Below are 20,103 nucleotides of genomic sequence, written 5' to 3' on the forward strand. Positions count from 1 at the left end.
CGCGGCGGCTAAGGAGGAGCAGCGCCCGCCACATGACCAGGTCACCCTACGTGATGTAGGGAAGGGTGGAAAGGCTGGTCCGGACTATGGGACCGGTGTCATGTCCGGGTCCGGGGCCTCGGCACCTAGCCTCGGCGTCCGTTGCGCCCAGGCCACCGCGGGCACGATCGCCGCCGCTACCAGCACGAAGATCGCTGCCGTCGGTAACCAACCCCACCCGCCGGTGGTCACCCCGAGCGCGGTCAGGCCGGCCGGGGCGATCAGGTACTGGAGCTGCACGCCGAGTCCGAGCGCCCCCACGTACGCGCCGCGCTCGCCGGCCGGGGGCAGGGTGGCGGTCAGCCCCCAGGTGCCCGCCGACTCGATCAGCTCGGCCAGGATCAGCAGCAACGCGGCGGCCACCAGCACCACGACGGTGAGCAGGCCCCGGGTGACCGCGGAGATCGGCAGGACCAGGCAGGACAGGGCGACGAGCAGCCCACCCCGGCGGGAGGCCCGTGCCGCGCCCGCCGCGGTGTCCGCGCCCCGGCTGACGCGTACCTGGAGTAGCACGATCAGGATCGTGTTGAGCAGCACCAGCCCGGCGATCACCGTCTTCGGGGCGTCGGTGTGGGTGAGGATCCACAGCGGCATGACCGTCAGATAGAGCACCCCGTGCGCGGTGAGCAGCCCGGACAGCAGGGACACCACCATGAACGGGCGGTCCCGCAGCACGGCGAGCCGGCTCATCGGCTCCGCCCGTCGGGCCACCTGCGGCAGCCGGGGCAGTCGCCGCACGAAGAGGGCGGTCACGAGGAAGACCGTCGCGATGAACCAGACCATTCCCCGGTACGCCGTGATCGTGTCCACCGCCAGCACCACGCCGCTGATCACCGCGCCGAGCCCGAAGCCGACGTTCAGCGACGAGCGCTGGTACGCCATCGCCGTGACCCGTTCGGCCGGGGGGACCGCATTGATCGAGTAGACCTGCCGGGCCACGCCGACAGCGGCGTCCACGCCGGCCAGCGCCACCACCACGGCGAGGAAGCCGGCGAAGCCGCCCACGAACGGGTAGGTCGCGAACAGCGCCGCATTCAGCACCGACCCCACCACCCAGACGCGCTGCGGTCCGTACCGGTCGGTGAGCCCGCCCAGCGGCACCGTGCCCAGCAGCGACACCCCCGCCGCGATGGACAGGCCCAACCCGACCTGGGCCGCGCTGAGCCCCAGCGCCCGGGTGAAGAAGACGGCGCTGCCGGCGTGGAACAGCCCGCTGCCGACTGCGGCGACCATGGCCTGCACGGCCAGGGCGCGGGTCAACCCGGCCGGCGGTACGACGTCTCGGACGGCGGTACGAATGGTTTCTCTGGCCCCCATGGCCGGGAAGTGAACCGTGCCCCCACGGGGTCGGTCGAGCCTTTTAGGCTGGGCCGAATCCTGCTTCCGGGGGTGCGAGTGTCCGAGTTGCGGTTCAACCTGGCCGACGTGGCGGGAGTGCGGCTCGCCGTGTCACCGGTCAACGAGACGGTCATGAGCATGTGGGCGCTGGCCAAACCGGTCCGCTACGCGGTACACCTGCCCTGGATCGACCGGGCCCGGGTGACGTTGCGTCGTCCCGAGGTGGCCGACCGGGTCCGACCTCTGGTGGGGTTGGTCGTGCCGGGTCGCTGGCTGCCTGACTTCCTCACGCCGGCGGCCCGGCCGAACGTGGAGCTGGCCGAGCAGCTCGAACAGATCGCGGCGACGCCTCCGGACGTGGTGGTCCAAGACCTGCTGGCGACCACCTGGCAAAAACCGCTGAGCCCGTTCGGGCGGGCGCTGCTCGCCGACCCCGGAGGGCTGCTGCCGCAGGTCGTCGACGCGGTGCGGGTCTGGTACGACGAGGCGATCGCCCCGGACTGGCCGCGGATGCGGGCGCTGCTCGACGCCGACGTGGCGTACCGGGCCGCCCAACTCGCCGAGAGCGGCGCCGGTCGGTTCTTCGAGCAGCTCCACCCGAGCCTGCGCTGGCACGGCGACCGGGTGATCAGCGACGACACGTTCGGGCGGGACTTCGACCTCCGGGGTCGCGGGCTGACGCTGAACCCGACGGTGTTTACCGAGCAGCACGTGCTGTGGAACCTGCTGGAGGATTCGCTGCCGGCCGGCGCGTACCCGGTCCGTGCTGTCGGAACGCTCTGGGAGACGGCCGCGACGCCACCCGGCGACCCGTTGGCCCGGGTGATCGGCCCGGGGCGAGCCGCGCTGCTGCACCTGCTCGACACGGCGACCACCACCACCGACCTGGCCCGACTTACCGGGATGTCCGCCGGAGGCGTCTCCCAGCACCTGGCCGCGCTGCACGCCGCCGGCCTGGTCTCCCGGTCCCGGCAGGGTAGGCACGTCCTCTACCGCAACACCGATGCCGCGCGGGTCCTGCTGCGGGCCGGAGGCGGCTAGCCGGCGGTCGGTCAGCGGAGCAGCAGGTCGCCGATCGGGCGGCGGTGCCGCAGGCCGGTCTCCCTGGCGCGCAGATCGGCCGGGAGGGTGAACGGGTCCCCGAGCCGGCCGACGGCGGCGACCACCAGCGGTCGAACCCCGCGGGGCAGGTCGAGTTCGGTGGCGAGGCCGGTCTCGTCGAAGCGGGTGAGCTGACGCACGTGCAGGCCGAGTGCGGTGGCTTGCAGGGTCAGGTGGGCGATGGCCTGACCGAGGTCGTACGCGGCCCGCTCGGCGTCGCCGCCGGTGTGCGCGCCGACCACCAGTGTCGACGCGCGTCGGACCCAGCCCTGGTCGCCGTGCGGCAGGCTGATCAGGATCCGCTTCCAGGTGTCGTCGTCGCGGTGGCCGAGAGCGAACCGCCAGGGCTGGCGGTTGTCCGCCGACGGCGCCCAGCGTGCGGCTTCCAGCAGCGAGGCCGCCTCGTCCGGAGTCAACTCGGCGCTCGGGTCGAACGCCCGAGGGCTCCAGCGGAAGGCGAGCAGCGACGTCAGATCGGCCATGGGTGAAGTGTTCCGGATGGGCGACTCGCACCCTTGGTCGGGTGCATTGAATGTGGGCAAGACCACCCGTAACGGGACGAAGATCAGGGCGTTCCCGCGCTCGGGCTGCCGGACGGGTCGGGGGTCGGGGGCGCGGCGGTGTCGAGCGGGTCCCGGTCGACCACCACCGGGCCGGCCAACTGCACGGTGGCCGGTGCCGGGCCCGGCGGTGCGGCCAGCCGCAGCGTCCCGGCCCCGGTCCGCACCCCGGTCGGAGTGCCGTCCCGCTCGTAGCAGTAGATGCCCACGTCCACCGGGGCGTTGAGCGACGCCGAGGTGGAGTCCACCGAGTAACAGGTGCCGGTGACACCCTCGGGTGGGTTGGCGGGAGCCACCGCCAGCGGTGCGCGCCGGTCGGTGAGCACGTCCAACCAGTCGGTGAGCGGATGCTGGACCCGGGGGTCCGACCGGCGTGGGATCGCGTCGTCGCGCTCACCGAGGCGTACGCAGCTCGCCGACTCGGGTCGCCCGGCCGACGGCAGGGCGCACTGGAACAGCCCGTCGCTCGTGGCGGCTATCGAGATGTCGGCGCTGCCACCCCACGCGCCGCCCGGCACGTCGACCCGCCAGCTACCGTCGTTCGCGCTCGTGAACGTGATGGTGCGAGCCGGTTGCCCGGTCTGGCTGTACACGTACTGCGCCACCAGGTGGCGATCCTGGGCAGCCGCGGCCAGGGCGGCCAGCTCGTCCCGCGCGGCGTCCACCGCCACCGGTCCCGGATCGGCGGGCGGCGGGGCCGGGGGTTGCTCATCGGTGCAGGCGACCAGGAGAGCTGGCAGGGCGAACACGAGCGGCCCGAGCAGGCGGCCGGCCGAGCGGGTGAGGACGGGCACCGGCCCATTCTGGTGGGTGCGGACCGTCTGGTGGGTGCCGGCACGTGCTGGGTCGTTCCGGCGTGTCGTCGCGTACCGCCGGAGCTGGTCGGAGCGGCCCGGCCGCCCCGCGCGGGCCGGATGGTGGGATCACCTGACCCGGCGTCGTTACCCGCCGGATACCCTCAAGGGGACTGACACGCGCCGCCGGCCCCGGTTCCGGCGGCGTCGGCACGCTCAGGGTCGCTGGGAGGGAGTGCACGTCGTGGCACTCGTGGTGCAGAAGTACGGCGGGTCCTCCGTCGCCAACGCCGAGCGGATCAAGCGGGTGGCCGAGCGCATCGTCGCCGCCCGCAAGGCCGGCGACGACGTGGTGGTGGTGGTCTCCGCGATGGGGGACACCACCGACGAGCTGCTGGACCTGGCCAACCAGGTCAGCCCGCTGCCGCCAGGCCGCGAGCTGGACATGCTGCTCACCGCCGGGGAGCGGATCTCCATGGCGTTGCTCGCCATGGCCATCCACAACCTGGGGTACGAAGCCCGCTCGTTCACCGGCTCGCAGGCCGGTGTGATCACCACCTCGGTGCACGGCCGCGCGCGGATCATCGACGTCACCCCCGGGCGGCTCAAGGGCGCGCTCGACGAGGGGTCGGTGGTCATCGTCGCCGGCTTCCAGGGTGTCTCGCAGGACACCAAGGACGTCACGACGCTTGGTCGGGGTGGCTCGGACACCACCGCCGTGGCGCTCGCCGCCGCCCTGCACGCCGACGTCTGCGAGATCTACACGGACGTGGACGGCATCTTCACCGCAGATCCCCGGATCGTGCCCAACGCCCGGCACATCCGGCACATCACCTACGAGGAGACGCTGGAGCTGGCCGCGTGCGGTGCGAAGGTGCTGCACCTGCGTAGCGTGGAATACGCCCGTCGGGCGGGGTTGCCGATCCACGTCCGTTCGTCATACTCGACCAACACCGGCACGATGGTCACCGGATCGATGGAGGACCTTTCCGTGGAGCAGGCACTGATCACCGGGGTCGCGCACGACCGCAGCGAGGCCAAGATCACGATCGTCGGGGTGCCCGACGAGCCGGGTGCCGCCGCGGCGATCTTCGACACCGTCGCCGGCGCCGAGATCAACATCGACATGATCGTGCAGAACGTCTCCACCGAGGGCACCGGCCGCACGGACATCTCGTTCACCCTGCCCAAGGCCGACGGTCCGACCGCGATGGCCGCGCTCAGCAAGATCCAGGAGCCGGTCAAGTTCAAGGGCCTGCTCTACGACGACCACGTCGGCAAGGTCTCGCTGATCGGTGCCGGCATGCGCTCGCACCCCGGCGTGGCCGCCGGCTTCTTCGCCGCGCTCGGCGCGGCCGGGGTCAACATCGAGATGATCTCCACCTCCGAGATCAGGGTCTCCGTGGTCTGCCGGGACACCGACCTCGACGCCGCCGTCCGCGCCATCCACGACGCGTTCGAGCTGGGCGGCGACACCGAAGCCGTGGTCTACGCCGGGACGGGTAGGTAGCGCCGATGACGGCGCTGCCCACCCTCGCCGTGGTCGGAGCGACAGGTGCCGTCGGCACCGTCATGTGTGAGCTGCTCAGCGGGCGTCGCAACGTCTGGGGTGAGATCCGGCTGCTCGCCTCCGAGCGCTCGGTCGGAAAGCGGGTGCGCTGCCGAGGTGAGGACGTCGTCGTCCAGGCACTGACGCCGGAGGCGTTCGACGGGGTCGACGTGGCGATGTTCGACGTGCCCGACGAGGTCTCCGCCGAGTGGGCGCCCATCGCCGTCGCCCGTGGCGCGATCGCCGTCGACAACTCCGGCGCGTTCCGGATGGAGCGCGACGTCCCGCTCGTCGTTCCGGAGATCAACCCCGAGCAGGTCCGCGACCGGCCCCGGGGCATCATCGCGAACGCCAACTGCACCACCCTCGCGATGATCGTCGCCGTGGCGCCCCTGCACCGCGAGTACGGCCTGCGGGAGCTGGTGCTCGCCTCCTACCAGGCGGTCTCCGGTGCCGGCCAGGCCGGCGTGGACATCCTGCACGACCAGCTCACCAAGGTCGCCGGGGATCGCGCGCTCGGCTCGCGCACCGGCGACGTCCGCCAGGCGGTCGGCGACGACCTCGGTCCGTTCCCGGCCCCGCTGGCGCTCAACGTGGTGCCCTGGGCGGGCTCGCTGGCCGACGGCGGCTGGTCGTCGGAGGAGATGAAGCTCCGCAACGAGTCGCGGAAAATCCTCGGCCTGCCCGACCTCAAGGTGTCCGCCACCTGCGTCCGGGTGCCCGTGGTCACCGCCCACTCGGTGGCCGTGCACGCGGTCTTCGGCACCGAGGTGGACGCCGAGGGCGCCCGCGAGGCACTGCGCAACGCGCCCGGGGTGATCCTGGTCGACGATCCCGCCGCCGGAGAGTTCCCGATGCCGATCGACGCGGTCGGCACCGACCCGTCCTGGGTCGGCCGGATCCGCCGCGCCCTCGACGATCCGCGCGCCCTCGACTTCTTCGTCACCGGCGACAACCTCCGCAAGGGCGCGGCCCTCAACACCGCCCAGATCGCCGAACTCCTCGCCAAGGAGCTCCGCAACGCAACGCCTGACCGCTAGCCCTAGCTAGGCGGCGGACAGGTGCACTCCGTCGCGGCCCTGGCGTTTCACCGCGTAGAGGGCCTGGTCGGCTCGTCGCAGCGTGCGGTCGGGGGTTTCGCCGGGGCGGGGCAGCGCGACGCCCACGCTGATCGTGCGGCCGATGCGCCGGGCCGCCTCGGTCAGCCGTTCGGCGATCCGGACCGCCTCCTCGGGGCGGCTCACCTCGATCACCGCGACGAACTCGTCGCCGCCGATCCGGTACAGCTCGTCGCCGTGGCGGAGCGCCTCCTCCAGAGCGCGGGCCAACCCGACGAGGACCCGGTCGCCGGCCTGGTGGCCGTACGTGTCGTTGACGGTCTTGAAGCCGTCCACGTCGATCGCCAGCAGGGCCGTACGCCCCGGGGTGGCCGCTGCGATCCGCTGCCCGAACGGGCCGGTGTGCCGCAACCCGGTCAGCGGGTCTGAGCTGGCCTGCTCCCGCAGCCGGGCCAGCGTGCGGAGCCGGTCCAGGTTGGTCCAGGCCTGCCCGGCGAGCAGTTCCATCAGGCTGACAGTGGTCGGGTCCGGGCGCAGAGCGCGTTCGTCGGCGACCAGCAGCACCCCGCCGGCCTCCGGCGGCCCGACCGGAACGGCGACCAACGTCTGCACCCCCGCCCGGGTCAGCGGCCGGTAGTCCTCGGTCGGGGGATGCCCGGCCTCGCCCAGCGTGTAGCCGGCACCGTAGCGGTGTGCCCGGTCGACCATCCGGGCCAGGGCCGCCGGACCAGCCTCGGTCAGCTCGGCGCGGATCCGGGTCTCCAGGTCGCTCGGCGTCGCCGGGGGCGGACCGAGCTGGCCGGCGACCAGGAGCACCGCTGTGGAGAGGGTGGAGACCTCCCGGGCGGCGCCTGCCGCAGCGCCCATCAGCTCTGCTTCGGTGAGCGCGGCGGAGAGTGCTGCGGCGTGCCGGAGCAGCTTCTCGCTGCGGCTCTCCTCCGGTGGGCCGCCGAGTGCGGCGATCCGCGCACCGAGCCGGTCGGCCAGCCGCTGCGTCGTCTCCCGCCACAGCTCCAGGTCGACTGGCTCACTCCACTGCAGGTCGAGCACGCCGATCACCCGGCCCGTCGGGTCCAGCACCGGTACGCACAGCTCGGCGGTCACGTCCGGGCGTACCGGAAGGTAGTCCGGGTCGGCACTGACGTCCGGGACGACGGCGGGGGTGCCGGTGGCGTACACCCGCCCGACGATGCCGGTGCGGGCCGGCACTGTCGCGAAGACCTGCCAGGCCCCGGTCGCCGCGACGCAGCGCAGACGGTCGTGGGCCGCGAGCAGCACGGAGATCGTCGCGGGGGTGTGGCGGGACAGTGCGGTGACCGTCCATCGACAGGCCTCCGACACGCTCGACGCCATCGGGAGGCGGACGATGACGTCACGGCTGACTCGCTGATGATCCACTCGCACGTCGTTCCAGGTAGGGGAGGGGCCGGCCGGCGCCGAGCCGCGCGATCAAGCGTACTCACGGTGGCGCGATCCGCCGGGCTTCGTACACACGTGCTATCCACAGGCTGTGGACACAGCCTGTGGGCGAGCGCCGTGTTCAGGCACACCCGAACACCGCGCCCAGCGATAGCGTGAAACTCCCGACGCCGAGGAGGCGAGCCCATGCTCATCGCTCAGCTCAGCGACCCGCACCTGACCACCGGCCTGCTCGCCGCCGCACCGGCCGCCGGGCTGCACCGTGCGCTCGGCCGGGTGCTGGCGGTGCGGCCCCGACCGGACTGCGTGGTGATCACCGGTGACCTGGTCGACCACGGCCGGCCCGACGAGTACGCGGCGCTGCGCGAGCTGACCGGCCGGTTCCCGGTGCCGGTGCACCTGGCCCCCGGCAACCACGACGATCGCGAGTCGTTGCTCGACGCTTTCGGCGGCACACCATGGCTCGGGGGCGGCTTCTCGTCCTACTACCACGTCGATCACGAGGCGGCGTCGGTCGTGGTGCTCGACTCGCTCGTCCCCGGCAGCAGCAGCGGCCAGCTCGGCGAGGAGCAACTCGGTTGGCTCGACGGGGTGCTGGCCGGGCGGCCCGAGGTGCCCGCAGTGGTCTTTCTGCACCATCCGCCGGTCGCGGTCGGCATCCCCGCTGCCGACTCCCTCCGGCTTGCCGACTCCGACGCGTTCGCCGAGGTGATCAATCGGCACCGACACGTCGTCCGGGTCGCCTCCGGCCACCTGCACCGCCCGGTCACCACGGCCTTCGCAGGCACGGTGCTCACCGTGGCACCCAGCACGTGGAAGCAGAGCACGCTCACCATGAGCGTCGACGAGCAGATCGGCTGGGTCGACGAGCCGACCGCCTTCCTGCTGCACCTGGTCGAGGCGGGCGGGTGCGTGACACACACCGTGCAGGTCAGCCACTCGGCCGGTCAGACCTGTAGCTCCTGAGGAAGCCCGTCGTGGTGGTCTGGTACGTCGCGTACGGCTCGAACATGCACGCCGCCCGCCTGGGGTGGTACATCGGGGGCGGCTGCCCGCCCGGTGGGAAACGCACGTACCCGGGCTGCCGGGACCAGCGCCCGCCGAGCCGGTCGATCCCGGTGTCGCTGCCCGGCGGGATCTTCTTCGCCGGCGAGTCCCGGGCCTGGACCGGGGGCATGGCCTTCTACGACCCGCACCTGCCGGGCGAGGCCGCGGCCCGCGCCTACCTGGTCACCGAGGAGCAGTTCGCCGACATCGCCGCCCAGGAGATGTACCGCCCGGCGGGTGCCACCGACCTGATCCCCGCGACCGGTACGGCGATCGAGGCGGCCATCGCCACCGGGCGGGCGACGCTCGGCCCCGGCCGGTACGAGACGTTGGTCTGCCCCGGCAGCCACAGCGGCGTCCCCCTGCTGACCTTCACCGCGCCGGAGGGGGCGTCGGCCAGCCGGTGCCGGCCGCCCGCGCCGATCTACCTCGGCATGATCGCCCGCGGTCTGCGGGAGGCGCACGGCTGGCCGGCCGAGCGGATCACCAGCTATCTGGCCGCCCGGCCCGGCGTGGCCGACGGATGGCCCCCCGATGCCGTCGCCGCCCTGGTCAGCGAGGTGCTTGTCGACGTGTGACTGCCGGTGGGTCGGGCCGGCCGTCAACCGAGCAGGAACTCCCGCAGCGCGGGAGCGAGCGTCGCCGGCGGCACCTCGTGGTAACCACCGTCGAGGCTGATGGACCGGCCGCCCGGGACCGCCTCGGCCGCGGCTGCACTCGCGTCCCGCAGCCACTGTGGACTGCCGGTGCTGTGCACAGCGAGAGTCGGCACGGTGATGGCCGCCAACCGGTCGGAGGGCAGTCGCCCGCCGGCGGTGACGATCGAGTCGTACACCAGGGTGTGCGCGACTGCGGTAAGTGCGCCCCACATCGGTTGCGACCGCATCCTGGTGATCTCGTCCGCCGGCAGCCCCACCGAGTCGCTGAGGAAGAGCTCCACCGCGGCGTCCCTGTCGTCGGCGGCGATCAGCTCGATGAGGCGCGCGGTGAGATCCCTCCAAACGCCCACGTGCGGACCGACCTGGAACGGCGGCTCGAACACTGCCAACCTGGTCACCGGAAGGCCCTGCGCGGTGGCGAGGGCCGCCAGGACCGCGCCGGAGGAGATCCCGTAGACAGCGGCCGAACCGCCTGCCGCCGCGATCAGCGCGGCCAGGTCGTCGATCTCGCGACCGATCTCGTAGGGCAGGGTGTCGCCGCTGAAGCCCCGACCTCGGCGGTCATAGCCGAAAACGGTGAAATCCGGTGCCAACGCCGTGGCCAGTGCACGGGTCGCAACGCGGTCGCTGAACGCCCCGCCGACCAGGACGATCGCGGGCCCGGCACCGGACCGCTCGAACGCGATGGGTGTGCCGTCCGCCGAGCGCACCTGCTCCACCTGCGGTGTCATGTCACTCACGATGCTCTCTCCGTCCGCGCCGACCGTCTCGTCCTTTCTAGACCCTCCGTACGACGATGTCCGGCAGACCGCGGCAGACGCTGATCCGGGATGCGGGCGTACCCGCAGCTCTGCTGTGCTGCCCGGGTCGACCCGGCGGCGTCCGGATGAGAGGCTGTCGGTGCAGGCGGCCATCCCCAACTGCCGCCAACCGCGACCCTGACGACGGTGTCGCTCGGCGGCCCGGTCGACCCAGAGGCCGGAGCCCCGCAGACGCCGATTCTCACGAGGAGATCCATGTCCACAACCGGGATGCGACGGGCCGCTGTCGGCCTGACCGCGCTCGCGGTGGCCGCGTTCGGCGCGGTCGCCACAGGCCCTGAACAAGCCGACGCGCGACCGAAGCCGGTCGACGTCACCCTGCTGGCCCTCAACGACTTCCACGGCAACCTCGAACCGCCGACCGGGTCCAGCGGCACCATCGCCGGGCAGACCGCGGGCGGCGTCGAATACCTGGCGACCCACCTGGCCGAGCTGCGCGCCGCCGCCAAGAAGCAGAACACCATCACCGTCGCCGCCGGTGACCTGATCGGCGCGTCCCCGCTGCTCTCCGCCGCGTTCCACGACGAGCCGACGATCGAGGCGCTGAGCATGGCCGGGCTGGACTACGCCAGCGTCGGCAACCACGAGTTCGACGAGGGCGCCGCCGAGCTGCTGCGGATCCAGAACGGCGGCTGCCACCCGGTCGACGGCTGCGCCGACGGCACCCCGTACCGGGGCGCCGGCTTCACGTACCTGTCCGCGAACGCCTTCAAGACCGCCACCGGCAAGCCGCTGATGGCGCCGTACGCGATCCACAAGGTGCAGGGCGTCAAGGTCGGCTTCATCGGGATGACCCTGGAGGGCACCCCGCAGATCGTCAGCCAGCAGGGCGTCGCCGGCCTCACCTTCGCCGACGAGGCGGACACCGCCAACCGGTACGCGCGCGAGCTGCGCCGCAAGGGCGTGCAGACCATCGTCGTGCTGCTGCACGAGGGTGGCGCCCAGGCGGCGACCGGTGGCATCAACGACTGCGTCGGCATGACCGGGCCGATCGTGGACATCGCCAACCGGATGGACCCGTCGATCGACGTGGTGGTCAGCGGACACACCCACCAGGCGTACAACTGCGACATCAACGGCAAGCTGGTCACCAGTGCCAGCTCGTTCGGTCGCCTGGTCACCGACATCGACCTGAAGATCGACCGCCGGAGCGGGGACGTCATCTCCGCCGCCGCGAACAACGTCGTGGTCACCCGCGACGTGGCCAAGGACCCGAAGCAGACCGCCCTGATCGACAAATACAAGACGGTCCTCGGCCCGGTCGCCGACCGCCAGGTCGGGGTGACCGCCACCGCCCTCGCCACGACGCAGGAGAACCTGCTCGGCACCTGCTCGGCGCAGGTGCCGAACTCGTGCGGAGAGTCCCCCATCGGCAACGTCATCGCCGACGCGCAACTCGCCGCCACCGATGACGAGCAGGGCGCGGTCGCCGCCCTCATGAACCCGGGCGGTGTCCGGGCCCCCCTGGACGCCGGCCCGGTCACCTACGGGGAGGCGTTCACGGTGCAGCCGTTCGCCAACAACCTGGTGACGCTGGACCTGACCGGAGCGCAGCTCTACTGCGTACTGGAGCAGCAGTTCGTCACCGGCAGGACGCTGTACCCGTCGTCCACCCTGCGCTACGTGGTCGACCTGAACGGCACCAGCGCGACCGCCGCCGACCCGTGCGCCGGCACCCGGGTGGTCCGGGGCAGCCTCACCATCGGTGGGACCGCCGTCGACACCGCCGCCACCTACCGGGTGACGGTGAACAACTTCCTGGCCGGCGGCGGCGACGGCTTCAGCGCCCTCACCGGCGGCACCAACCAGGTCACCGGCCAGATCGACCTGGACGCGTTCGTGGCGTACCTGACCGCGCAGTCGCCGGTCTCCGCCCCGACGCTGGACCGCATCCGCACCACCGCCGAGGTCCCCGCCGCCTGACGGTCGACCCCGCGACACCGGGCCCCGGAGCACCCGCTCCGGGGCCCGGCCTGTGGTGGCTGTCGCGGTTGTCCCGTGGGACGCTCCGCAGCAGAGGGTGACGGCGGTCAGAGCAGTCCCAGTTCACGAGCACGCAGCGCAGCTTGGGTCCGGTCCCGTGCGCCGAGTTTGGACAGGGCGCTGGTCACGTGGTTCTTCACGGTCCCCTCGGCCAGGAACAGCGCCGAGGCGATCTCCCGGTTGCTGCGCCCACCCGCCAGCAACCGCACGACGTCAAGTTCGCGCCCCGAGAGCGGTGCGACGAGCGGATCGGGGACCGGCGCCGGCAGCTGCGCCACCCGGAGCACCAGTTTGGCGGCCACGCCTGGTTCAAGGACTGATTCGCCCCGCACGGCGGCGCGGACGGCCTCCATCAGCCGTTCCGAGGACGCGTCCTTGAGCAGGTACCCGATCGCCCCCGCCCGGATCGCGGAGAACACGTCGGCGTCGTTGTCGAACGTGGTCAGGGCGATCACCTGGACCTGCGGGTGGTTCGCGCGAATATGCCGGATCGCGGTCGGCCCGTCCATCACCGGCATCCGTAGGTCCATCAGCACCACGTCCGGTGACGCCCGTCCGGCCAGTTCGACGGCCTGCGCGCCGTCGGCCGCCTCGCCGACCACCTGGACGTCGTCCTGGACCGACAGCAGCAGCGCGAGGGCCTCGCGGAACAGCCGCTGATCGTCGGCGAGCAGCACCCGGATCATGCCGGAGCCGTCACGGTGAGCGTTGACCCCTGACCGGGCACCGAGTCGAGCACCACAGTGCCACCCAGCCCGGTCACCCGTTCGCGAAGGCCGGTCAGCCCGAACCCGCCGGACGGACCGGGCGCGTATCCGCAACCGTCGTCGCCGACGACGACCCGGACCACGGCGGGGTCGTACTCCAGCAGCACATGCGCCTGCGCAGCGTGAGCGTGCCGGCGGACGTTCGTCAGTCCCTCCTGCGCAGCCCGGTACAGGGTCTCCTCCACCTCCGGCGGCAACGCACGGGATGCGCCCCGCGCCTCGCTGGTGGTCGGCAACCCGGACTGCGACGTCTCCCGGGCCAGGCGCTCCACCCGGTCCTGCAGCGGCAGCCGCGGAGCCCGCAACGCCGACACCGACCGCCGCACCTCCGACAGGGCCTCCTTCGCCTGGTCCTCTGCCTGGGCGAGGACCTCGTCGGCGCGTTGCGGGTCGCGGCCGAGCAGTGCCCGGCCGGCCCGAATCTGCATCTGCACCGTCGTCAGGTAGTGCCCGAGCCCGTCGTGGATGTCGCGGGCGACACGGTTGCGTTCCTGGGTGGTGGCCAGCTCCGCCAGTTGTTCGTTCGCCAGGACCAGTTCGAGACGGGTCTGCCGTTCGCGGCGCAGGAGCCGGGTCACGACCAGCGCCATGAGCGCGGCCACCAGCATTCCGGCACCTTCCCGCAGACCCTTGCCGAGGTCCATGCCGACGTGCCCGAACGGGACCACGAGCGCCACGACGACGGCAACGCCCAGCGGCAGGAGCTGCGCTGCCTGGACGACCAGCACGATGAGCAGCAGGGTGCCGCCCCAGGAGGCGTGGGCCGCGCCGAACATGACGAGTCCGAGCCCGATCTGCCCCAGCACGTACCCGGCCCACCAGCCCCATGCCCGTCCCGGCAGCAGCCACGAGCCGGCGACGACGAGCGCGGTGAACGCGGCGCCGGTCGCGATCGCCGGCCACGGGTTCGCACCGGCGACGGCTTCCAGGACCAGCACGGCGTACGCGCCGACCGCCAGCATCCGCAGGAAGCGTTCCACGTCTGCAGCGTGCAGGTGCCTGTCCGCCGAAGTCAATCAGGTCATGACCTCGGCCATGACGTTCGGCACGGGCGCCGTGACCCGGCAGGCGGACACCATCGCGGCATGCGCATCCAAGGTTGTCTCGCCGTCCTGTTCGCCGGGTTGGCCGCTGCCACCGCCGTGGGCGTGATCCACGCGGTCGACGCGGTCGACGCCGTCTACCCGGCGCCTCGCCCGTTTCCGCTGTCCCCGCCGGGGGCCGCGGTCACCGATCCGCGACCGACCGTCGCGGTGCTGCTCGGACCGGCCGGCGCCAACGCGGCCGACGTGCTCGCCCCGTTCGAGACCCTCGCGGTGTCCGGCCGCTACCGGGTCGTGACCGTCGCCGAGAGCCGCGCCCCGGTCCCGTTGACCGGCGGCCTCGACCTGGTGCCCGACCATACGTTCGCCAATGTCGGCGACGTCGACTGGATCGTGGTGCCGGAGGTGCAGGAGGCCGGTTCCCCGCAGCTGCAGCCGGCCGTGGACTGGCTGCGGCAACGCCACGCCGACGGTGCCCGGATCCTGGGCGTCTGCGCCGGTACCGGGCTGCTGGCCCGCGCCGGCCTGCTCGCCGACCGGCCCGCGACGAGCAACTGGCTCGCCCTCTACGGTCTCGAGCGGCAGTACCCGGACGTGCGGTGGACGCGCGGCGTCCGGTACGTGGACGACGGCAGCATCATCACGACCGCCGCCGTGTTGTCCGGAGTGGACGGCGCGCTGCGCATCCTCGAGCGCGACCACGGCGTCGACGTCGCCCGGCAGGCCGCGACCGCAGTGCAGTGGCCCGCCTACCATCCGGGAGGCCCCGCCTCGATCGACGCCGCTCATCCTGTACCGGCAGACGCGGTCGCCCTGCTCAATGTGGGCTTCCGTAACCCGGTACGGGCCGGGGTGCTGCTGACGTCGGGCGTCGGCGAGATCGAACTGGCGTCGGTGTTCCGCACCTACACCCAGCTGTCGTACGTCGCGCGACTCACCTCCGTGACCGTCGACGGGCAACCGATCCGGTCCCGACACGGACTGACGTTCGTCCCGCGGACCGCGATCACCGCCGGCTACGACCGGCTGCTGGTTCCCGGCCACGACGCCGCCCGTACCCACGCGGTGGATGCGGCGTGGAAGCCGGTGTACGTCCACAGCCGCGCCGGGTTCCCGTTCGACGGCACCCTGCGCGATCTGGCCGCCACGACCGATGCCCCGACCGCCCGGTGGGTGGCCAAGACCCTCGAGTACCGGCCCGACGACGTGACCGGTCCTGCGGTTCCGTGGTCGCCCGTCCTGCTGATGGCGCTGGCGATGGTGGCCGGCGGCATCCTGTACGCCTTGGCCCGTGCCGCTCTGGCCCGGATGCCGCGGCTGCGGAACTGGCTGCGCCACCTGGCCGAGATGCTCGTCGCCATGCTCGCCGGGATGATGCTGCTGGGCCCGGTGTGGGATCCGCTCACCCACCAACGGCCGACGGTGGCGACCCTGGTGATGGCACTCGACATGGCCGTCGGCATGGCGGTGTGGATGGCGGTCCGCAGGCACGGCCTGAGGATGATCGGCGAGATGACGGCGGCGATGGTGGCACCGTTCGTGCTGCTGTCGCCGTGGATCGGCGGCGCTGCCCTGTCGGCGGCCGGTCACGTGCTGATGCTGGTCGCGATGGTTGCGCTCATGCTCGTACGGTGGGAGCACTACGCGGCGAACCCGACCTGGGCCTTCCGGTCACGGCGTGGCGGTGCGGCCGAGTCCTCGGGCGACGACGCGCCGCCGTCCACGGAGCTGGACCGGGTGCGGAAGACGTCCGGGGTGTCGTAGTCCAGCCCGCTCGGCCGACGGACTGGCGCGTGACCACTGCCGAACGGTTGCGCCGTCCGCATCGTGACGACCCTTGCGCGGTACGCGGTCAGGCGGGGGTGGGTGCGGGGGCGGTGGACGTCGTGGCGGTCGTGGCGGTCGTGGCGCGGCCGTCCTGCTCCGTGGTGAGCAGCCGGCGCAGGGACAGCGCGATCAACGAGGCGACCAGGCAACCGCCGACCACCGTCGCCACCCAGACTCTGCCGTCGGCGGCGCCGATGAGCGGTCCCGCGGTCACCGGCCCGATCACACCGCTGATTCCGAAGATCATCGAACTCATCGCGTTGTACCGACCGCGTAGCTCATCCGTGGCCAGGGCGTTGGTGAGCGCGGGCATCACCGGTGACAGCAGCGTCTCGCCGAAGCCGAAGATCGCCGAACAGGCCACCACGCACAGGGCGGCCAACAGGGCGCTCTCCCCGGTGACCAGGCCGGCCGCGCCGAGCACCAGCCAGGCGGTGGCGAACACCGCCCCCACCACAGCCAGTGCCCGGGTGCGGCTGCGCCCCTCGATCCGGCGGATCACCAACAGTTGCGCGAGCACGATCATCACGGTGTTGGCCGCGAGCGCCCAGGCCACCACCCGGGGGTTCACCTCGGCCACCCGCACGGCGTACGCGGCGAAGCCCACCTCGATCTGCGCGTACCCGCAGGTGGTGAGGACCAGCCCGAAGATCACCAGCCGCCGGAACGGGCGGTCCCGCAGCACGGTCAGGTAACCGCCGGGCGACGGCTCGTCGACACCTCGACGCCTGCCGAGTCGGTGGCCCACGCCGGGCAGGGTGAGCAGGATCAACGCCGGCAGCAGATACGTCACCGCGTCCAGCAGGTAGATCGTCTGGAAGGTGCCGGGCCGGGCGGTGTCGACGATCGCGCCGGAGGTCATGCCGCCGACGCCGATACCGAGGTTGAGCAGGGCGAAGTTCAGCCCGAACACGCGTTGCCGCTCATCGTCGTCGGTCAACGACGCGAGGATCGTGTTCTGCCCGGACCAGATCGCCGAGCTGCCGATGGCGATCACCGTCATCACCAGCAGGGCCGAACCGGTCGAGTGGACCAGCGCGAGCGAGCCCGTGCCGATCGCTTCGATCACCAGGCAGGGCACCACCACCCACCGGGCGCCCATCCGGTCGATGAGCGTCCCACCCAGCGGCGACAGCGCCAGGGTGACCACGCCGTACCAGCCGATCACGAGCCCGGCGCGGGCGTCGGTGAGCCCGCGTACGTCGGTCAGGTAGATGAACAGGAACGGCAGGGTCAGACCGCGCCCGATCGCCGACAGCAGGGTGCCGAGCATGATCCGACGGGCATCCGTTCGGCGGGGCAGGGCACGACGCAGCATGTCCGGCATTCTGTTCGTCAGGTGTGACACCGCGCGAACCGTTTTGGCCGCGCCCCGCCCTCGCCGAGGCCCTCGGGTGACCAATCCCACGATGATCCACTCGGCTCGGCGGCGCTCGGTCGATGTCCGCCCGGTCTGGGATGCTGGCCCGATGACCGGCACCTGGCGACATCTGCCCGCTACCGCCCGAGCCATCGCGGTGACCGCCACCGCGGCCGTCGCCGCCGCCCAGGCACGCGACGGTCAGGCGTACGACGAGGCGGTCGGTGGCCTCGCCGCCGACGAGCGATCCGGCCTGGTGCTCGGCGCGGTGGTCCGGCTGCTGCTGGAGGAGAGCCATCCGGACGGGCTGACCGGCGACGACATCCGCCAGGTGTTGACCCGCTGCGTGCAGAGCGCGACCCGGTGGCGTTCGGACGTGGACCCGCACGTGGTGCTCGTACTGCTGGCCGGCGCGCTCGGCGTGTACGACCCCGAGGGCGACGAGTCGCCTCCGGACGCGTCGGCGCTGGCCCGGCATGCCCCGCTCCTGGTGGCAGACCTGTTGGCGACGACAAGCGTGTCGTTCGACGCCTACCTGGCCGCCGCGTTCGCCGAGATCGAGCGCACCGAACGACAGGACTGACCGGCGGGGCGGGCAGGGCAGGGCGCGATCAGTCCTGGTTCCAGGTGTCCGTCTCCAGTGTCGACGGTGCACCCTCGGTGGCCACCTGACCGGTGGCGAGCGTCCGGCCCGACGCGTCGAGCGCCTCGACGACGAGGCCCGTCACGGCAGGGGGCACGCGCACCACCGCCCCGGAGCCGCTCACCGCAGCCGTCGCCACCTCGTGCCCGTCCTGCGCCACCCGCACCTGGGTGGCTGCCGCAGGCGTCACCACGAGCAGGGACCGTAGGGCTCCTTCGCCGACGAGGTCGTTGTCGATCGACACCGCCAGGACGCCTTGGGGGTCGGTGGGGTCCGCTGCGACGGCGAAGGAGGCGCCGGTGCCGACCACGCCGTTGGGCCTTGGTTGATCGAGGTCGATCGTCACCTCGCCGACCCAGCCGCCGCCGGCCGCGGGAGCAGCCACGATCATCACCTTGCCGCTTTCCACCGAGGGCCCGCCGCCGGGCGGCGACCCGTCGATGGAGCGGGCGGGGAGGCCTGCGACGTACCCGCCCCACACAACGCTCGGCAGGGCGGTCAGTCGGTATCCCTCCGACTGGGCGTACTGCGACACCAACAGTCGGGCACGCTGCTCCGGCACACTGCCGCGTACGCGGGACATCGCGGTCGCGAGCTGCGCGTCGGTGATCGGCTTCGGCGCCAGCGAACCCGGGCCCGGGATCGTCTTGCGCGTCACCGTGCCGCAGTCGACCCGCCACCACTCGGGCCGCTGGGTCTGCGGGGTACGGGTCAGGTAGGACCCGGTCGGCTCCGGCGTCCACTGGAACGCCCCACCGTTGGGCAACGGTGAGGTGAGGAAGACACACCCGGCGGGCGCGATAGCCACGTGTATCGCCTTTCCCGGACCGGACTGTTCGTCCAGGGCGAGGCTCTCGTAGGGTTCCAGGGCGTCGCTGACGCCGTGAACGGCGGCAGGGCTGGTCAGCTGCTCGGCGCTGGCACCCTCGTTGGCGACAAGCCACATCGCGGCACCCGGCCAGTCCGTGGTCGGATCGGGCTGTTCGCGGACCAGGGCGGCGAGCGCGATCCGCCGGCCGCCGACGTCGTCGACGAAGAGCACCTTCACCGTGGTCGGCTTGTCCAGCATGTTCAAGGGCACCGTCACCCGGGGCAGGTCGCCCCGGCCCCGCGCGGCCGACAGGAGTTCGGAGAGCTGGCGGACATAGCCGCTGTCCTGGCCGACGACGCCGCGCGGTGGCGACTGGAGAAGTTTGTCCGACCAGGCCAGCACGGGTGGCGTGGACTCGGTCGCGTCTGCCGGTGGTCGGGTGGTCCGGCCCGGGTCGGTGATCGCGAAGGCCGCTCCGCCCAGGGAGACCACCAGAGCGAGGGTCAGCCCGCCGAGGCGGCGCTGCCGGTCCCGTCGGTAACGCGCCCTGGCCCGGCCGTACGGATCGGGCTGCGGAGTCAGGGTCCTGGTCAGCTCGGCCAGCGCCTGGCCCACTTCCTCATCGACAGTCATGGTGTTGCCCCCGTCATCGTCGTCGTCCCGGTCGGTACTGGATCGGCTGCCGCTGCGGTCGTCGGCAACTGGTCCGGCGTCGGCGCGTCGGACGCCAGTGCCAGACGCAGGCGAGCCAGGCCTCTCGACGCACGGCTCTTGACCGACCCCACGGAGCAGCCCAGGGCGGCCGCGACCGCCACCTCCGGCAGATCGACCACGTACCGGAGCACGATCACGGCCCGGGTGCGGGGCGTCAGCTCCCGCATCGCCTCGTACAGGGCGTGCCGTTCCGACACCGCCTCCGTCATGTCCCGGCCGGGCCGGTCCGGCAGGATCGACGTCACCACCTCGTGCACCCGGTGGCGACGCCAGCTGCTGATGTGCTGATTGACCATGACCCGTCGCAGGTACGCCATCGGATCGTCGACCCGACGCCATCGACGCATCACCTTCACCAGCGCCGTCTGCACCAGATCCTCGGCATCCTGCGTCGAGCCGGTGAGGTGGTACGCCACGCGCAGGAGATCCATGTAGCGCGTCTCGACGAACTCTCGGAAACGCTCGTCGTCAACTGCCATAAGCCCCCGCCTCGGTTGGTTACCCATCACGACTCCGTCGAGGGCCGATAGGTTGAAGCCGGCCGCGGGCACATCCTGCTGTTCCTGGCCG

18 protein-coding genes are annotated in these 20,103 nt (G+C 72.2%); 8 read left to right on the plus strand and 10 right to left on the minus strand.

Annotated features, from left to right (window positions below):
* Positions 1 to 84: 84 nt before the first annotated feature.
* Complete coding sequence (locus AB0F61_RS04775) at positions 85 to 1,356, minus strand: MFS transporter (protein WP_357803322.1); 1,272 nt, start codon at positions 1,354 to 1,356, stop codon at positions 85 to 87.
* A gap of 78 nt (positions 1,357 to 1,434) precedes the next feature.
* Here AB0F61_RS04775 and AB0F61_RS04780 point away from each other — a divergent pair, with 78 nt between their 5' ends.
* Positions 1,435 to 2,418, plus strand: coding sequence for an ArsR family transcriptional regulator (locus AB0F61_RS04780; protein ID WP_357803324.1), 984 nt, complete (start codon positions 1,435 to 1,437; stop codon positions 2,416 to 2,418).
* A gap of 11 nt (positions 2,419 to 2,429) precedes the next feature.
* On the opposite strand, the gene AB0F61_RS04785 is transcribed toward AB0F61_RS04780, so the two are convergent.
* Positions 2,430 to 2,960 (minus strand): nitroreductase family protein, encoded by a 531-nt coding sequence (locus AB0F61_RS04785; RefSeq protein ID WP_357803326.1) that lies wholly within the window; start codon positions 2,958 to 2,960, stop codon positions 2,430 to 2,432.
* A gap of 83 nt (positions 2,961 to 3,043) precedes the next feature.
* Positions 3,044 to 3,832, minus strand: a complete 789-nt coding sequence (locus AB0F61_RS04790; protein WP_357803328.1) for a hypothetical protein — start codon at positions 3,830 to 3,832, stop codon at positions 3,044 to 3,046.
* A gap of 244 nt (positions 3,833 to 4,076) precedes the next feature.
* On the opposite strand from AB0F61_RS04790, the gene AB0F61_RS04795 reads away from it, so the two are divergent.
* Together AB0F61_RS04795 and AB0F61_RS04800 are read left to right on the plus strand one after the other, a co-directional pair.
* On the plus strand, positions 4,077 to 5,342 hold the full coding sequence (locus AB0F61_RS04795; protein WP_357803330.1) for an aspartate kinase: 1,266 nt from the start codon (positions 4,077 to 4,079) through the stop codon (positions 5,340 to 5,342).
* A 5-nt stretch (positions 5,343 to 5,347) separates the two neighbouring features.
* Positions 5,348 to 6,421: an aspartate-semialdehyde dehydrogenase gene (locus AB0F61_RS04800; protein WP_357803332.1), complete on the plus strand. Its 1,074-nt coding sequence runs from the start codon at positions 5,348 to 5,350 to the stop codon at positions 6,419 to 6,421.
* A 6-nt stretch (positions 6,422 to 6,427) separates the two neighbouring features.
* Here AB0F61_RS04800 and AB0F61_RS04805 read toward each other — a convergent pair whose 3' ends face one another.
* On the minus strand, positions 6,428 to 7,792 hold the full coding sequence (locus AB0F61_RS04805) for a sensor domain-containing diguanylate cyclase (RefSeq protein WP_357803679.1): 1,365 nt from the start codon (positions 7,790 to 7,792) through the stop codon (positions 6,428 to 6,430).
* A 252-nt stretch (positions 7,793 to 8,044) separates the two neighbouring features.
* Here AB0F61_RS04805 and AB0F61_RS04810 point away from each other — a divergent pair, with 252 nt between their 5' ends.
* The gene (locus AB0F61_RS04810) at positions 8,045 to 8,824 is read left to right on the plus strand and encodes a phosphodiesterase (RefSeq protein WP_357803334.1); all 780 of its coding nucleotides are present in this window, start codon (positions 8,045 to 8,047) and stop codon (positions 8,822 to 8,824) included.
* Between the two features lie 11 nt (positions 8,825 to 8,835).
* The gene (locus AB0F61_RS04815; RefSeq protein ID WP_357803336.1) at positions 8,836 to 9,483 is read left to right on the plus strand and encodes a histone deacetylase; all 648 of its coding nucleotides are present in this window, start codon (positions 8,836 to 8,838) and stop codon (positions 9,481 to 9,483) included.
* A 23-nt stretch (positions 9,484 to 9,506) separates the two neighbouring features.
* Here AB0F61_RS04815 and AB0F61_RS04820 read toward each other — a convergent pair whose 3' ends face one another.
* A complete protein-coding gene (locus AB0F61_RS04820; RefSeq protein WP_357803338.1) occupies positions 9,507 to 10,304 on the minus strand; it encodes an alpha/beta fold hydrolase in 798 nt (265 codons plus the stop codon).
* Positions 10,305 to 10,580: 276 nt separating this feature from the next.
* Here AB0F61_RS04820 and AB0F61_RS04825 point away from each other — a divergent pair, with 276 nt between their 5' ends.
* Positions 10,581 to 12,308, plus strand: coding sequence for a bifunctional metallophosphatase/5'-nucleotidase (locus AB0F61_RS04825; protein ID WP_357803340.1), 1,728 nt, complete (start codon positions 10,581 to 10,583; stop codon positions 12,306 to 12,308).
* A 107-nt stretch (positions 12,309 to 12,415) separates the two neighbouring features.
* Here the strand turns inward: AB0F61_RS04825 and AB0F61_RS04830 are convergent, their stop codons facing one another.
* Together AB0F61_RS04830 and AB0F61_RS04835 are read right to left on the minus strand one after the other, a co-directional pair.
* Complete coding sequence (locus AB0F61_RS04830) at positions 12,416 to 13,054, minus strand: response regulator transcription factor (RefSeq protein WP_357803342.1); 639 nt, start codon at positions 13,052 to 13,054, stop codon at positions 12,416 to 12,418.
* A complete protein-coding gene (locus AB0F61_RS04835) occupies positions 13,051 to 14,115 on the minus strand; it encodes a sensor histidine kinase (protein ID WP_357803344.1) in 1,065 nt (354 codons plus the stop codon). Before AB0F61_RS04835 ends, AB0F61_RS04830 begins: the two co-directional genes overlap by 4 nt.
* A 105-nt stretch (positions 14,116 to 14,220) precedes the next feature.
* Between AB0F61_RS04835 and AB0F61_RS04840 the strand changes: the two genes are divergently transcribed.
* Positions 14,221 to 15,942: a DJ-1/PfpI family protein gene (locus tag AB0F61_RS04840; protein WP_357803346.1), complete on the plus strand. Its 1,722-nt coding sequence runs from the start codon at positions 14,221 to 14,223 to the stop codon at positions 15,940 to 15,942.
* An 88-nt stretch (positions 15,943 to 16,030) separates the two neighbouring features.
* On the opposite strand, the gene AB0F61_RS04845 is transcribed toward AB0F61_RS04840, so the two are convergent.
* Positions 16,031 to 17,323, minus strand: coding sequence for an MFS transporter (locus AB0F61_RS04845; protein ID WP_357803348.1), 1,293 nt, complete (start codon positions 17,321 to 17,323; stop codon positions 16,031 to 16,033).
* Between the two features lie 151 nt (positions 17,324 to 17,474).
* Between AB0F61_RS04845 and AB0F61_RS04850 the strand changes: the two genes are divergently transcribed.
* On the plus strand, positions 17,475 to 17,948 hold the full coding sequence (locus AB0F61_RS04850; RefSeq protein ID WP_357803349.1) for a hypothetical protein: 474 nt from the start codon (positions 17,475 to 17,477) through the stop codon (positions 17,946 to 17,948).
* A 28-nt stretch (positions 17,949 to 17,976) separates the two neighbouring features.
* On the opposite strand, the gene AB0F61_RS04855 is transcribed toward AB0F61_RS04850, so the two are convergent.
* Together AB0F61_RS04855 and AB0F61_RS04860 are read right to left on the minus strand one after the other, a co-directional pair.
* The gene (locus AB0F61_RS04855; RefSeq protein ID WP_357803351.1) at positions 17,977 to 19,452 is read right to left on the minus strand and encodes a hypothetical protein; all 1,476 of its coding nucleotides are present in this window, start codon (positions 19,450 to 19,452) and stop codon (positions 17,977 to 17,979) included.
* Positions 19,449 to 20,012, minus strand: a complete 564-nt coding sequence (locus AB0F61_RS04860) for a SigE family RNA polymerase sigma factor (protein ID WP_357803353.1) — start codon at positions 20,010 to 20,012, stop codon at positions 19,449 to 19,451. The genes AB0F61_RS04855 and AB0F61_RS04860 overlap by 4 nt, the downstream gene beginning before the upstream one ends.
* Positions 20,013 to 20,103 lie beyond the last annotated feature (91 nt).

This window comes from Micromonospora sp. NPDC023888 (assembly GCF_040639415.1).
Lineage (GTDB): Bacteria > Actinomycetota > Actinomycetes > Mycobacteriales > Micromonosporaceae > Micromonospora.